The following is a 14,899-nucleotide window of genomic DNA, read 5'->3' on the forward strand; positions in this document are numbered from 1 at the left end:
CACGGCAAGGTCCCCTGGATCGTGCGGGCGATCTGGGAGGAGCACACCGGCTGGTTCCGCTACGAGTCGACCACCGAGCTCTACGACGTGCCCCCGGCGGCGATCTGGGAGGAGCTCACCGACCTCGCCGGCGGCACCGCCCCACTGCTCGACCGGGCGGAGGCGCATCTCGCCGCCGGACGGGCACTGCAGGCCCTGCACTTCGCCGAGATCGTCCTGTCCCAGGCACCCAAGGACACGAGCGCGCTGCGGGTGAAGCTCGAAGCCCACGAACTCCTGCTGGCCCGCAGCGGACGGGAGAACTTCAGCGAGGTCCGCTGGCTCGAAGCCGAGATCCGCGACATCCGAGAGGCACTTTCATGATCCATCCGCGGCTCTCCGTGAGCGAGATGTGCACCTACCCCTGGACGTTCGCCCAGGAGCTCGTCCTGTGGGACTCCCTCGGCCTGCACCACGTCGGCGTCCTCGACGCCAAGCTCACCGCGTACGGACGCGACCAGGCCGTCGAGGCGCTCACGTCGCGGTCGCTGCGCCTCACCACCCTGATCACCGACCAGTTCGACCTTGGCGCACCCGGGACCTGGGAAGCGACCCGCGCCGAGGTCAACCAGGCCATCGACCTCGCGGCGACGCGCGGCGGCAGCGTCTACCTCACTCCAGGCACGAGCCCGGGGCGGTCGTTCGACGAACTCGCTTGCGCGCTTGCCGACGCGGCCGCGCCCTGCGTCGCCCACGCCGCCGGCCGGGGCGTCCGGCTGGCGATCGAACCGACCCAGCGCACCGACCGGTCGTTCGTGCAAACCCTGCCCGAGGCGGCCGAGGTCGCCGACCGCACCGGTCTGGCGCTCATCGTCGACCTCGGCAACTGCTGGCGCGAACCCGACCTGGCCGCCGCCATCCGCCAGGTCGGCGACCGCCTCGCCACCGCCCAGCTCTGCGACGTCCTCGCCCACGAACGCGGTGGACTGCCGGTCGGGACGCGGGTCGTGCCCGGCGACGGCGACATGCCCGTCGAGACGTTCGTCCACGCCGTCCTCGACACCGGCTACACCGGCCCCTTCGAGCTCGAGCTCGTCGGACCCGCGGTCGAGGCCGAGGGCCTCGACGGCGCGACCCGACGCGCCGTCGACCGGGCGAACACACTCCTGGAGAAGGTGCTGCCATGACGCGGGCCATCGTGTTCAACGGCGACGAGACCTGGGAGCTACGCGACCTCCCCGTCCCCGACCCACAGCTCGGCGGCGCCATCCTGCGCGTCGAGGCCACCGGCCTGTGCCACAGCGACATCGACCACTTCCGCGGCCATGTCCACACCTCCTGGGGCGGCGAGTTCCCCTCCATCGCCGGTCACGAGATCGTCGGCCGCATCGAGAAGATCGACCCAGCGGCCGCCGAGCAGTGGGGCGTCACCGAAGGCGACCGGGTCGCCGTCTGGGACATCGTCTTCACTCCCGCCGGGCACCGCATCTACGGACACGACTTCTCTGCCGACGAAGGCTCCGGGCTCTACGGCGGACTCGCCGAGCACCTGGAGCTGCTGCCAGGATCGATGGTCTACAAGCTGCGCGACGACCTGCCCGCCGACCAGCTGACCGTCTTCGAACCACTCAGCTGCGCGGTCACCTGGGTCGCGCCCGTGAAGAACGGCGACGTCGTCGTCATCGAAGGCCCAGGGCACATGGGCATGGCGACCATAGTCGCGGCGAAGGCCGCTGGCGCGGCCACCGTCATCGTCACCGGCACCGGCAAGGACCGGTTCCGCCTCGACTGCGCCCGCCAGATCGGCGCCGACCACACCATCGACGTGGAGGCCGACGACCCCATCGATCGGGTTCGCGAGATCACCGGTGGCGACATGGCCGACGTGGTCATTGACGCGGCGGCCGGCAATCCGGTGACCGTGAACCTCGCCATGGACCTCGTCCATAAGGGCGGCCACGTCGTCATCGCCGGGATGAAAGACCGACCGCTCGAGGGCTTCCACAGCGACTGGATCCCCACCCGCCGCATCACGCTGCACCCCGGTGCCGGCCTCGACGCAGCCGGCGCCGTGGCGCTCATCAACGCCGGCAAGGTACCGACCGCCGAGCTGCTCGGCGACTCGTTCCCGCTGGAGAAGTTCGAGGACGCCTTCGCGCTCCTGACCCGGTCAGTTCCCGGCCGCGACTCGGTCCGCGTCGCGCTCCGGATGAGCTGACCCCCGACCACCAACACCCCAGGGCAGGAGATCCGACATGGGCGACTCGGAGCAGACGTACCGCGAGGTGATGACCCGGGAACCGACGCCGGCCAGCACTCCCTTCGAGGCCGCCACCCGCGACTTCGTGTTCGGCCAGGTGTGGTCGCGGCCCGGGCTCAGCCGGCGCGACCGGCGATGGGTGACGCTGACCTGCGTCGCCGCCGGCGACGCGCCAGGCCCCATCGACGACCACGTCTACGCGGCGCTGAACAGCAGGGACATCTCCGTCCCGGAGCTGCTCGAGTTCGTCCTGCACTTCGCGGTGTACTGCGGCTGGCCCAAGGCTTCCCACGTCGAGATGGTCATCGCCCAGCAGTCGGCCCGCATCGCGCAGGAGAACGGCCGGGAGCCCGAGCCATGGCCCGTGTTGTCGAACGAGACGCTCGGGGAGAACGACTGGCAGAAGCGGCTGGACGAGGGCGTGCGGGAATTCGTCGACGTCAACCTCACCCAGGCGCCGCCGCGCACCTCGCCGTACCGCCACGCCGGCATCCTGAACTTCGTCTTCGGCCATGTCTGGCAGCGGCCCGGGCTGACGCGACGGGAGCGCAGGGTCATCACGGTCGCCTGCGTCGCCATCGACGACTCGCCCATGCCGCTGAACACCCATGTCTCCTCGGCGCTGCACTCCGGCGACCTCGCCAAGGAGGAGATGGACGAGATCGTGATCCACTTCTCCGTCTACTACGGGTTCGCCAAGGGTGAGGCACTCCACGACGCGGCCGAGGCCGCCTGGGCAAAGAAGAACGCCTGATGCCGGGTCGCGTGACGCACCTGCAGCGGCTGGAGGCGGAGAGCATCCAGATCTTCCGGGAGGCGGTCTCCGATCGGAGCGGCCGGTGATGCTGTACTCCGTGGGCAAGGACAGCTCGGTGATGCTGCATCTGGCGTTGAAGGCGTTCTATCCGTCGAGGCCGCCGTTTCCGTTGTTGCATGTGGATACGACGTGGAAGTTCCAGGCGATGTACGCGTTTCGGGATCGGCTGGTGGCGGAGAAGCATCTGGATCTGTTGGTGCATCGGAACCCGGACGGGGTCCAGCGGGGGATCAACCCGTTTGATCATGGGTCGGCGATGCATACCGATATCTGGAAGACCGAGGGTCTGAAGCAGGCGTTGGACAAGTACGGCTTCGACCTGGCGTTTGGTGGGGCGCGCCGGGACGAGGAGAAGTCGCGGGCAAAGGAGCGGGTGTTCTCGATCCGCTCTGCGCAGCACCGGTGGGACCCGAAGCAGCAGCGGCCGGAGCTGTGGCGGCTGTACAACACCCGGAAGGCGCCGGGGCAGTCGATTCGGGTGTTCCCGTTGTCGAACTGGACCGAGCTGGATATCTGGTTGTACATCCATCGGGAGAACATCCCGATCGTGCCGCTGTACTTTGCGGCGCCGCGGCCGGTGGTGGAACGCGACGGCGTGCTGATCATGGTTGATGACGAGCGGATGCCGCTGAACCCGGGCGAGGTTCCCGAGCAGCGGTCGGTGCCGTTCCGGACGTTGGGCTGCTATCCGCTGACGGGCGCGGTGGAGAGTTCGGCGTCGACGCTCACGGAGATCATTCAGGAGATGTTGCTGACGACGAGCTCGGAGCGTCAGGGCCGGGTCATCGAGAAGCCCGCCGTTGTCTGGTTCACCGGCCTGTCCGGCGCCGGCAAGTCCACCATCGCCAACCTCGTCGAGAAACGCCTGCACGACCAGGGCTTCCATACCTACCTGCTCGACGGCGACAACATCCGGCACGGCCTGAACAAAGACCTCGGCTTCACCGAGGCCGACCGCGTCGAGAACATCCGCCGCATCGCCGAGGTCGCCAGACTCATGGTCGACGCCGGTCTCATCGTCCTGACCTCGTTCATCTCGCCGTTCCGCGCCGAACGCCAACTCGCCCGCGACCTCCTCGACCCCGGCGAGTTCATCGAGGTCCACGTCGACACCCCGCTGGAGGTCGCCGAGTCCCGCGACCGCAAAGGCCTCTACGCCAAAGCCCGCGCCGGCGAACTCACCAACTTCACCGGCATCGACTCCCCCTACGAACCGCCCAGCCACCCCGACATCCACCTCGACGCCTCCGGCACCATCAGCCCCGAAACCAACGCCAACCAAGTCGTCGAATACCTCCGCGAGGTGGGAATCCTCACTCTGGCGGGAGACCTGTGAACGACCGGGACGACCACGCGCTCGCGGCCGCGCTCGCCGCCGAGGCGGGCAGCCTCCTGCTCGACATTCGCGCCCAGGGGGGCGCGGCCGGGGACCGCCAGTCGAACGAGCTTCTGCTCCGTCGACTGTCAGAGGAGCGTCCCGACGACGCCGTCCTGTCGGAGGAGCGTACCGACGATCAGCTGCGCCTCGAGCATGACCGTGTCTGGATCGTCGACCCTCTCGACGGCACCCGTGAATACGGCGAGCCGCCGCGCGAGGACTGGTCCGTTCACGTCGCGCTCGCCGTGGCCGGCAGCCCCGCCGTCGGCGCCGTCGCGTTGCCCGCCGCCGACCTCGTCCTGCATACCGGCAGGCCGCCCAGGCTCGTCCCGCGGGCGGCCGGACCGATCCGTCTCGCGGTCTCGCGAACCCGGCCGCCCGCCTGCGTCGACCATCTCGTTACCCGGCTGAAGGCCGCGCTGGTTCCCATGGGCTCCGCCGGCGCCAAGGCGATGGCGGTCGTCCGCGGGCAGGTCGACGTCTACGCCCATTCCGGCGGCCAGTACGAATGGGACTCCTGCGCACCGGTCGCCGTCGCCGCGGCCGCCGGGCTGCATGTCTCCCGTCTTGACGGCTCGCCCCTGGTCTACAACCAGCCCGACCCTTACCTGCCCGATCTCCTCGTCTGCCGCCCGGAAATAGCGGACACCGTCCTGAACGCGCTGCGGGATCAGTAGCCACCCTCCACCGAGAAAGGCGGAACGTTGACGCACATTCGGCCACGCGCCAGCTCATCGACCGGCGCCCGACCAGTCAGATCCACCGCTTGGACGCCATCACCCACCCGCCGCTCCGGATTACGGTTGGCTGGTGTCGCGATTCTGGCCGCGGGCCTGACCTTCGTCGCGGCCTGTGGCGGCTCCGACGACAAGGGCACCCCCACCCCCGCGAGTGGCTCCGCGGGTGCGACGGACCCCCTCGGCTCCGTCGCCCAGGCGACCGGCGCACCCGTCAAGATCGGCGTGATCACTGAGGGGACCAGCCCCGTCGCCGACCACACCACCGACAAGCGCGTCGCCGAGGCGACGGTCAAGTACCTCAACGAGCACAAGGGCGGGATCGGTGGCCGGCCGATCGAGGCCACCTACTGCGAGACCGTCGGTGACCTGTCCAAGGCCTCCGACTGCGGCAACCGGATGATCGAGGCGGGTGTCGCCGCGGTCCTCATCGGCACGTCCGGTGTCATCGAGAGCGCCTGGAAGCCGCTGAACGACGCCAAGATCCCGGTCATGATCTACGGTTCGAGTGATCCTGGCCTGCTCACCAGCCCGACGACGTTCACCCTGGGCAACCCGACCTTCCCGGTGATCGACCTGCCGATCCAGGTCGCGGAGGCCGAGGGCAACAAGAAGGTCACCGCCGTCGTCACCGATGTGCCCGCCGCGCTGCACTCGGCGCAGGAGATCGCGCCGCCGCTGTTCGAGAAGGCCGGCATCGGATATGAGGTCGCCCGCGTTGCGCCGGGTACCGCCGACATGACGCCCCAGATGCAGCAGGTCGTCGACAACGGCTCGGACCAGGTGTTCATCATCGGCAGCGACTCGTTCTGCATCAGCGCGATGAACGGTCTCAAGGCCGTTGGCTTCACCGGCACGATCAGCGGGATCTCGCAGTGCATCACCGACGCCACGCGCAAGTCGGTCCCCGGTGACACGCTGAAGGGCATGGTGGTCAGCGCCACCGCGCCGCTCGGCCCGGACACCTCGTCGATGCAGCTGTACACGAAGGTAGCCGAGACCTACGGCAAGGACATCGACCTCGACTCCCAGGACGGCATGATCATGTTCATGGTCATGTCCGGGTTCCAGGCCGCGACGGCGGGCATCTCCGGTGACATCACTCCGGCGACCATCGCCTCGACGATCAAGGGAATGAAGGAGACGGAGCTGCCCGGCGGCGCCGGGCTGAAGTTCCGCTGCAACGGCAAGGCCATCCCGCAGGAGCCCGCCGTCTGCGTCCGCGGTGGCCTGTCCACCGCCCTGGACGACAAGGGCCAGCCCGCCGCGTACAAGGTCCTCGGCAACACCCCGATCCCCGACTGACATCCGACGTCGGCCGCGGGGTGGGCGATATCGGCATGCCCTCGCCCGTCCCGCGGCCCACCATCGTTGCCCGGCTGGGAGGCCCGGCTGGGAGAGAGGTAACCGCATGCAGCGGCTCGCTGGGAAGACCGCGGTCGTCGTCGGTGGCGGGCAGCGGCCCGGTGCCACCATCGGCAATGGGCGGGCGGTCACGGTCGCGTTCGCCCGCGAGGGCGCGCGCGTACTCGTCGTCGACCGGGATCTGGACGCGGCCGAGCAGACGGTGGCGCAGGTGCGGGCCGAAGGCGGTGACGCTTTCGCGTACCGTGCCGACATCACCGAGCCGGAGGAATGCGAAGCGATCCTGCGGGCCGCCACCGAGGCGTTCGACCGCGTCGACATCCTCCACAACAATGTCGGGATCGTGGTGGCGGCGGCGACCGAGGCGACCACCGTCGACGACTGGAACCTCGGCATGGCGGTCAACCTCACGGGCCTGTGGCTGGTGTGCCGGCAGTTCCTGCCAGTGATGCGCAAGCAGGGTCACGGTGTCGTGCTCAACGTCTCCTCACTCGCGAGCCTGCTGCCTGGCGCGAATCCCTACTCGATCAGCAAGAACGGCGTCAACGCGCTCACCCGCGGGTTCGCGCTGGAATACGCACGCCACGGCGTCCGCGTCAACGCGATCATCCCAGGAATGATCGACACTCCCATCGGTGTCGACCGCGTCGTCGAGGCGACCGGGCGGGACCGCGACGAGGTCGCCGCCGGCAGAGCCGCCCAGGTGCCGATGGGCCGGCAGGGCAGCGCGTGGGACATCGCCAACGCCGCCGTCTTCCTGGCGTCCGATGAGGCGTCCTACATCACCGGCGCGATCCTGCCCGTCGACGGGGGCAGCTCCCTGCAGGCGAACGCCCGCTGAGCCGGGGGAGCCGCGCGGCCTCGGGCGGTGAGCCGCCCGAGGCGCTGCCGCGGGTTCCGGTCGACGTCAGCCTCGGACGACCTTGACACCTTGACCAGGACCCGGGCTGACTTCCGCCGTGGGGACTGTTTCACCAGAGGTGGTTCCGGCCCGACACGCCGGGCCTCGGGTCCGGCGGGATGGGCACCGTGAGTGATGACATCGGGTGATATGACCCTGTACCTGCCGAAAAGTACGTCCGGGCAGGTCAGGCCGCATGTTCGTACAGGCGCGCGGTTACCAAGGAGGCATGGGGAGCGCTTGGCCTACGGCGGCGCCCTGGGCAAGGTCGCAGTCCAGCGCTCGGATCGCGTCCAGCTCGGAGGGCGTGTCGACGCCTCGTGCGGCTACGTCCAAGTGCAGTAGGTGTGCGAAGCACACGATGCCCGCGAGCACGGCCGCGGTGGCGTCGCTGTGATCTACGCTGTGTACGTACTGCTCGCTGAGGCTGACGCCGTGAAGCCCGGATGGCAGGTGGTCTGGAGTCATTGCTCCCAGGGGCGTGGTCTCGGCGTAGTCGAGGCGGACCGCGACGCCGGCGTCGGCGAGTTGATCGATGGCGGCGTCAATCTCCCGGTGATCCTCTGCCCTGAGCTTGTCGGGGATCACGATGCAGAGAGTGAGGCCGTGTCCGGCGACCGTCGTCGATCCAGTGGCCCGCGCGATGATTCTCCTGCGAAGATCGGGGTCGCTGAAGCTGTGGGCGGAGAGCCGAATCCAGATCTCCTTGGGTGATGCTTTTCTGCCCTCGTCCCACCGTTTGTCGTCTCTGATCGTGACGGTCGACGCGGTCATCGGCGTCTGCCCGTCTGGGCCCGCGGCGTCGTGCGCATAGCGGATCGCGTTGTCAACGAGCCAGAGGTCGAGGTCGCTGGAGAGCCCTGCGTCGACTGCGATCGGTTCGAAGTCTTCGGGTGCCAGCGCATGTCGGGCTGGATGAGGCCAGCAGGGGATCGCCTCCACCGCGACGATCGGGCCGGTCTGGCGGGCGATCGGCAGGAACTGCAGGTCAAGTCGCCGCTCGCCCAGCGCATGTTGGAGGGCGGTGACATTGCGCAGTCGGGCGGCGTGTGTGGCCCGGACTGGTTCGTCGTAGCGGACGAGGCATCCGCGGCCTTGCCGCTTGGCTTCGTACATCGCAACGTCGGCGGCAGTGATCAGCGCTTCGGCGTCGGCGAGGTCGGGGCCGGAGAGCGCGGCCCCGACGCTCGCGCTCACGTTGACCGGCCGGCGCAGCTCGACGGTGGGCTCGAGAGCCTGGATGACCCGCTCGCCGATGGCTTGCAGGTCATCCAGGCTGCCGATGCCCTCGCACAAGACGGCGAACTCATCGCCCGCGAGCCGGCCGGCGACATCTCCGGGCCGCACCGCGTGGCGGAGCCGGGTGGCGACGGTCGTGAGTAGCTTGTCGCCGGCCTGATGCCCGAGTGTGTCATTGACCGCTTTGAAGCCGTCGAGATCGACGAACAGGACGCCGGTCCGGGTCTGGTTTCGTCCGGTCCGGCTCAGGCTGCGTCGAAGTGCGTCGAGCAGCGCCGCCCGGTTGGGCAGGCCGGTCAGGGGGTCGTGTAGGGAGCGGAACCGTGTGTCCTGCTCCATGTGGATCCGTAGTACTGCCGATCCGAGGATCGCGGATACGGAGCGGATGAAGGCGGCGTCATCCGAGGTCCGTCGACGCCCGGCTCCACGGAGGCAGATCGTTGCAACCGGCTCGTCTGCAGGCCCTACCGGAACCCGCACGACGGTGCAGGGTGGCTCTGTCGCCGGCGTCGTGACGCCGCCATCTGAGAGGACCCGACCCTGCAGTCCGTCGCCGCCGTTCAGGTGGGCTGGGACCATCGGGTTGTATGGGGCCGATGGGTCGGCGCCGACGCCTGCGGAATCATCCGACGCAGCCCATGCGGCGGGGATCCGATCCGACGCGGGCCGACCACGCACGATCATCACCTCGGCACCGATCTGCTCGGTGAGGGTCCGGGTTCCTCGATCCCACAGCACGTCCTCATCGGCGACTTCCAAGGCCTGCTGTGCAAGATCCGCGAGTGCCGTCTGGCGGTTGGTACGGACTCGTAGCTCCGCGCTCGCGCGTTCGAGTTCGGTGACGTCACTGGCGACGCCCGCGACCGACGGGCGCTGCGCCGCCGCACCGGGCACCGGAACGAGATGAACATCATACCAGTGTCCGCCCGCCGACAGGACCTCATGGACACGCTCGCCCCGCAGCGACCGACGGACCATTGCCAGCACCGCCGGATGGTCACGGAATGCGGTGAAGACGCTGGAGCCGGTCACCTGTCTAAGCATTGCTGCGGGCAACTGGTGGGCGGCGCCGCCGCTGGTGAGCACCCGCCCGTCGTGGTCGAGGAGGAATACCGAGACCGGCGTGTTGTCCAAGACAAGCTGAAGCTGACGATGCGTCGCGACAAGCTCCGTTATGTCCTGAATCTGGCTGAGAAAGCAGCGGTCGCCGTCGATGATCACCCTGCTGCCGCAGGCTAGGACATGGGTGACCTGGCCGTCGGGTCGGACGAAACGGATCGTGCGCTGCCGCCAGTCGAGGCGTCCGGCCAGAACATCCCCCGGGTCGATAGCGCGCAGTTCGTCGACTTGCATCGGGTCGACGAGTTCGTGCCAATCCCTGCCAACGACTTCGCGGGCATCTCGGCCCAACAACTGGCAGGCGAACTCGTTGGCCCGTCGCACCCTGCCATCGTCGATACTAGTCAGGGTCAGACCTACCCGAAGAAGGTCGAACAAGTCGGAGAAACCCAGCCCGCTGTGAGGTTCACTCTCCGACACCGCTCGCCACACCCCCGTGACTATCGGCGAGAGGACGTGGCCGGTCACCGTCGGCCCACGTCGCCGCCGTTTGCCCATCATTCGTACCCGACATCTCGCTCACCAACCTGATAGCCAGCAGACCGAGCGGGCGGGATTTGTCCCGGCGGGACTGTTCCAAGATCCAGGACTCACGCGCCGGTGGGGCCGAGGGAGGTGCACGAGACCAGGCTGAGGACCGCCGGTGTCCCGTGCGGGGGGCAGCCCGCGACCGGCCTCCGTCCGGACGCCAGATACTGGTGGCCGCGTGGAATCTGCTGCTCGGCGATGTCGTCGTGCGCCGGCGCGGTCAGCCGGGCCTGTGGTCGCCTGACGGTAGATCGGCTTCGGAGTGGTAGAAGCCCTGGAAGGCGTGGACAGGCGGAGTGTGCCCGAATGCGGTGAGCAGGGTGCGTGGGTGTTGGACGTGACCCTCCAGGCGGCTGGCGGCGGAGTTGTCGCATCGGGCGATCGGGGCGTTGCTGAGTCGAAGCCAGTCGGCAGTCAGCCGTGACGTGTCGCGGCACGGGGGCAACGCGAACTATCGGGCCGCAGCGGCGCAGCGGCCCGCCGAGGAAAAGCGGCGGCGGCCGAAGCTGTTCAAGCTGGAGGCGGACGCGGGTGACGTGAATCCGGTCCCTCCCGCCGCGGACGGCAGCGGGAACCTCCTCGCGGCGTTCCACGGAGGTCGGCGAAGATGCCGACCTCCGTGACGCTTCGCCGGCACTGTGCGCCCGCTGCGCCGCCAGGACGTCGTCGGCAGGCCCCGATGGTGGAACGGCAGAATCTACCTTGATAACGTCCGCCTCATGCGAGTCGGGAAAGCCGAGCTGACCCCGGTACTGGAGCTCGAAGCAGGGCTCGTGCCAGTGGCCGGGCTCTGCCATGGCTGGGATCCCGCGCAGGTGGAAGCGCACGCCGAGTGGCTCTATCCGCGGCACGTGGACCCGGTGACCGGCATGGCTCGCCTGTCCCACCACAGCTGGCTGCTGCGTACCGGCGATTTCACGCTGCTCGTCGATCCTTGCATCGGCAACAGCAAATCGCGCGCGCTTCCACCGAACGAGTACTACGACATGCTGGACACGCCCTGGCTGGACCGGCTCGCCGCCGCGGGTACGCACCCGGACGAGATCGACCTGGTGGTGTGCACCCACCTACACCCCGATCACTGCGGATGGAACACACGGCTCGTCGACGGTCGCTGGAATCCGACCTTCCCGAACGCTCGCTACGTGCTGTCAGCTCCCGAAGTGTCGTTCTGGGATGCGTTCGCGAGAGCACCCGATCGGTTCCCGGAGTTCGCCTACAACCGCGGCGTCTTCGAGGACAGTGTGGCGCCCGTCCTCGAAGCCGGTCTGGTGGAGCTCCTCGACGACGGCGACTCGCCCGCGCCCGGAGTCACCCTGCTGGCGACCCCGGGCCATACCGCGGGACATTGGTCCGCCTGCTACGCCGACGACCTGGACGGGGTGTGCTTCTCGGGAGATGTACTGCACAGCCCGGTGCACGTCCTGCGCCCGGAGTGGACCCTCTCTCCAAGCCCCGGCGCAAACTTCGACCATCAGGCGGCCGCAGCCTCCCGACGCGCGGTCCTCGACCACTGCGCGACGACAGGGCATCTGCTCGCCCCCGCTCATTTCCAGACACCGCATGCCTGCCGGATCGCGCACTCCACCGATGGCCGATACCTCCTGTCCTGGCCGACCGAGATCTGAGTCCTGACATGTCGGACGGGCTTCGGCATTTCTGGCGCGACACCAGCAGCAATAAGTCATACCTCGACGGCGGGCACGGAATGTCGGCTGGCCGGGCTCATGCCCGGAGTCGTCTGGTGGTCGCCCCAGGCCCGTCAGGGTTGCTGGTTGAGGGCGACCATCTGCTCCGGGGTGATGACGTCGCTGCACATCGCCGTGTTTCTGGTCGGCTCGAACCTGAGTTCGGGCGGCCGAAGATCGCACTGACCGTCGTCGACGTCGAAGACGCCTACCAGCGGGTGGCTGCCGCCGGGGCCACGCTGCTGTGCCCGATCACCGAAACCTGGGTCTCGCGGTTCTTCTTCATCGCCGACCCGGACGGAACACCGATCCAACTACAGGAATTCAGCGCCGGCCGCCAGCGGGTGGTCGAGCTTTTCGCCTGACCAGCACGATGACTGGCGCGCGCGTCCTCCCGCGCGGAGAGACTTCGCCGGCCATGGGTACGTCGAGTGGCCAGGAAGCGGTCGCCTCCTGGCCACTCTGCGCTCCGAACGTGAATTCAGTGGTTCACTCGGTTGGTGCCGGTTGGGTACCGAGCCCGGTCGAACCTGCCCCGGTAGGACCTACTTGTACCGAGAGATCGGCACCCTGGCGAGAATTCCGTCGGGCGTGCCGCCGTTCCGGCCATCTGACCAGGACACGTATGCGTACTTGTCCGTGACCAGGATCCGCGAGAACTCGTCGCCCGCGGCGGTGGCGTCTGGCTCCGTCACCTTGTTGACCTTCACCGGATGACTGAAGGTCTTCCCGCGATTGAACGAGACCGTGGAGTACACATCGACGGCGGATGTGCGCCACATGACGCCGAGAAGCCCCGTCGAGCCGAAATCGATCCACGGCTTGACCGCGCCCGCCGCGGGAATCACGGTCGGCCCAGTCCATTTCGCACCGGAGTTCTCGGTGATGTAGACCTCCAGGTTGTTGCCCCGCGGAATCATGAGCGCGAACCGGCCGTCGTGTGTCGGATCCGCCGAGACCCACGGGAGAGGGTCGGTGGCGCCGGTCGTCAGGTTGGGCAGGGAGGGGCCGACAGGCGGCGCCACTGGGGTACCGTTCGTCGTTGTCACCGGGAAGTTGGTGAAGGTCTTCCCACCGTCACGGCTCGCCTGGAAGATCACGTCCGTCCCCACGAACACGACCCCGTTGTCCAAATTCACCGTGATGCCGGTCGCAGCGGCGAGGGTTCTACCCTGCGCGGCGATCTGCGTGCCGAACGGCTGCGGCGGCAGGACCGCGGGATCGCTCCAGGTCGCCCCCCGGTTCTTGGTCACCGAGACCGCGATGTTGCCAGCCGTGTCCTGGCCGACGGCGTAGATGTTGTCATTCGCGGCGTCGATCCGTAGCCGAGGGGTGACCCCGATCAGCAGCGGAGTGTCGATGGGAGCGGACCAGGTACGGCCGCCGTCGAGCGACTTCGAGAAACCCAGATGGTTCGGCACGTCGTTGCAGCCGCCGGGCGAGGGGGGCTCGGGTTCACCTGGCGCGCAGCCCAGGCGGTTGAAGGCGACGTAGAAGACCCCGTGGGAGTCGACGACCAGGTTCGGGTCACCGCACATGGCCCGATTCCCGTTTGGCCAGGGAACCTCCGTCCACTTCGCGCCGCCGTCACGGGAGTACGCGGCGTAGCAGTGGAACTTGTCGGGTGTCACCGTTCTCTCTCCCGGCCGATGGTCCGTGGAGATGAACACCAGGTTGTTCCGGTCTTTCGGGTTGACGGCGATCTCGGGCTGACCGTTGTCCCTGGTCGGGTCGTTCGTCACGTTGATCTCGGTGATCGCGTTGGCAGAGCCGCCGTTCGTCACCGCTGTCTGTGCGCGGGCCGTCGCCGGTAAAGCCAAGAGCATGGCGAGACTCAGGATCATGCCTAACCCCAGGGTAGGCACTCGCCTCCTCACCCTAGTCTGGACGAATTTGTGCCGCCTCGCCATCACTTTCTCCTCTCCGTGGTGCACCCTAGGTTCATCCGAGCCGCGAAGGTTCACGGACGTGGTCTCGAGATGGTGTTCATCGGGTCGGCTGACCACGCCGTGTTCCTCTTCGGCACGTATATCCAGCGTGCTGCCACGCGCATGGTGCCAATGGAATGCCCGGACGACTGCCCCGCGGCAGCGCGATGGAGTCGGACCCACCGGCACCGCTCGCGGCCATCGATGGCACGTGCCAGCGTCGCCATTTCGCCGTCGCTGTATTGGTCGACATCGTTCGAAACCGCGACGTCGTCGCGGTCGGGCCAGGTTGGCGTGGGCTCGTTGATACCCCAGCCAGGTGCGGCCGAGTCCACGATCCGGACGGCAGGATTTGAGTCTTGACCGTTCGCTGCGACCCGACGATTCCAGAAGGCGTCTGTTCTCGACGCGCTGGCTCCGTAACAAGGCGTCGCCACCGGGGAGCACGGTGTCACTGGCGGGTCCGAGGCTGGCGCCTTACCCGCTGTGACGATCGGCCCTGCTCGATCGTGCGCAGTTGCTTTCTATACCAAAATCAACATTGCGTCAATGGCATAGATTTTGCGATAGCAATGGAGCCTTGCATGGCCGATCGCGGCCCCGCCTTCGGCCAGCTCGCGATCCCGCTGGCCGGGGCACCTGTAACTGGTATCCGCGCCAGCGGAGCTCCGGCACCACGCCTGGGCGGGCAGGTCCGCGACGAGGTCCTCGACATTGTGCATGCCGAAAATGCCATCCGTGCTGGTCAGGGCGGTCGCCTCCGTCGGGACTGACCGTGGCCCCTGCAGCGTCCGACCCTCGCCCGGCACGGCCCGCGGCTGCGCGAGGATGCTGCTTCGTGCTGCTCCGGCTGACCTACCTCGGCGTCACGAACGCCTTCGCGCTGCTGCGCCTGCTGCCTCGCAGTGATCGTGACAAGGACGTCGAGCTCCTCGCGCTGCGCCACCAGATCGCCGTGCT

The 14,899-nt window shown here is 68.1% G+C and carries 12 protein-coding genes and 2 pseudogenes; 12 read left to right on the forward strand and 2 right to left on the reverse strand.

Translation table 11 applies throughout. From position 1 onward, the window contains the following. From BCD48_RS16375 to BCD48_RS16410, 9 genes and pseudogenes are all read left to right on the forward strand, one after another. The coding region (locus BCD48_RS16375) for an alkyl sulfatase dimerization domain-containing protein (RefSeq protein WP_274536537.1) at positions 1-363 on the forward strand (363 nt) is incomplete at its 5' end. Next, positions 360-1,166, forward strand: a complete 807-nt coding sequence (locus tag BCD48_RS16380) for a sugar phosphate isomerase/epimerase family protein (RefSeq protein WP_071049269.1) — start codon at positions 360-362, stop codon at positions 1,164-1,166. The genes BCD48_RS16375 and BCD48_RS16380, both read left to right, overlap by 4 nt. Further along, on the forward strand, positions 1,163-2,197 hold the full coding sequence (locus BCD48_RS16385; RefSeq protein ID WP_071049270.1) for a zinc-dependent alcohol dehydrogenase: 1,035 nt from the start codon (positions 1,163-1,165) through the stop codon (positions 2,195-2,197). The genes BCD48_RS16380 and BCD48_RS16385 overlap by 4 nt, the downstream gene beginning before the upstream one ends. Positions 2,198-2,234: 37 nt before the next feature. Further along, positions 2,235-2,993: a carboxymuconolactone decarboxylase family protein gene (locus tag BCD48_RS16390; protein WP_071049271.1), complete on the forward strand. Its 759-nt coding sequence runs from the start codon at positions 2,235-2,237 to the stop codon at positions 2,991-2,993. Next, a pseudogene (gene cysD / locus BCD48_RS53715) lies at positions 2,993-3,846 on the forward strand (sulfate adenylyltransferase subunit CysD); the annotation flags it as partial. The gene BCD48_RS16390 and the pseudogene cysD, both read left to right, overlap by 1 nt. Beyond that, positions 3,844-4,392: pseudogene (cysC, locus tag BCD48_RS53720) on the forward strand (adenylyl-sulfate kinase); the annotation flags it as partial. The pseudogenes cysD and cysC, both read left to right, overlap by 3 nt. Next, positions 4,389-5,111: a 3'(2'),5'-bisphosphate nucleotidase CysQ gene (locus BCD48_RS16400; RefSeq protein ID WP_083418738.1), complete on the forward strand. Its 723-nt coding sequence runs from the start codon at positions 4,389-4,391 to the stop codon at positions 5,109-5,111. The pseudogene cysC and the gene BCD48_RS16400, both read left to right, overlap by 4 nt. A 27-nt stretch (positions 5,112-5,138) precedes the next feature. Then, positions 5,139-6,476, forward strand: a complete 1,338-nt coding sequence (locus tag BCD48_RS16405) for an ABC transporter substrate-binding protein (RefSeq protein WP_083418739.1) — start codon at positions 5,139-5,141, stop codon at positions 6,474-6,476. 106 nt (positions 6,477-6,582) lie between these two features. After that, a complete protein-coding gene (locus BCD48_RS16410; protein ID WP_071049274.1) occupies positions 6,583-7,377 on the forward strand; it encodes an SDR family NAD(P)-dependent oxidoreductase in 795 nt (264 codons plus the stop codon). Between the two features lie 276 nt (positions 7,378-7,653). On the opposite strand, the gene BCD48_RS16415 is transcribed toward BCD48_RS16410, so the two are convergent. Continuing rightward, positions 7,654-10,173, reverse strand: a complete 2,520-nt coding sequence (locus BCD48_RS16415) for a sensor domain-containing protein (protein ID WP_241841774.1) — start codon at positions 10,171-10,173, stop codon at positions 7,654-7,656. An 869-nt stretch (positions 10,174-11,042) separates the two neighbouring features. On the opposite strand from BCD48_RS16415, the gene BCD48_RS16420 reads away from it, so the two are divergent. Beyond that, complete coding sequence (locus tag BCD48_RS16420; protein WP_071049275.1) at positions 11,043-11,951, forward strand: MBL fold metallo-hydrolase; 909 nt, start codon at positions 11,043-11,045, stop codon at positions 11,949-11,951. 8 nt (positions 11,952-11,959) lie between these two features. Beyond that, positions 11,960-12,376 (forward strand): VOC family protein, encoded by a 417-nt coding sequence (locus tag BCD48_RS52270; protein WP_198543271.1) that lies wholly within the window; start codon positions 11,960-11,962, stop codon positions 12,374-12,376. Positions 12,377-12,556: 180 nt separating this feature from the next. Here the strand turns inward: BCD48_RS52270 and BCD48_RS16430 are convergent, their stop codons facing one another. Continuing rightward, positions 12,557-13,837, reverse strand: a complete 1,281-nt coding sequence (locus tag BCD48_RS16430) for a sialidase family protein (RefSeq protein WP_071049279.1) — start codon at positions 13,835-13,837, stop codon at positions 12,557-12,559. A gap of 686 nt (positions 13,838-14,523) precedes the next feature. On the opposite strand from BCD48_RS16430, the gene BCD48_RS50695 reads away from it, so the two are divergent. Next, positions 14,524-14,712, forward strand: a complete 189-nt coding sequence (locus tag BCD48_RS50695; RefSeq protein WP_131804016.1) for a hypothetical protein — start codon at positions 14,524-14,526, stop codon at positions 14,710-14,712. The last annotated feature ends 187 nt before the right edge of the window (positions 14,713-14,899 follow it).

This window comes from Pseudofrankia coriaricola (assembly GCF_001854805.1).
Lineage (GTDB): Bacteria > Actinomycetota > Actinomycetes > Frankiales > Frankiaceae > Pseudofrankia.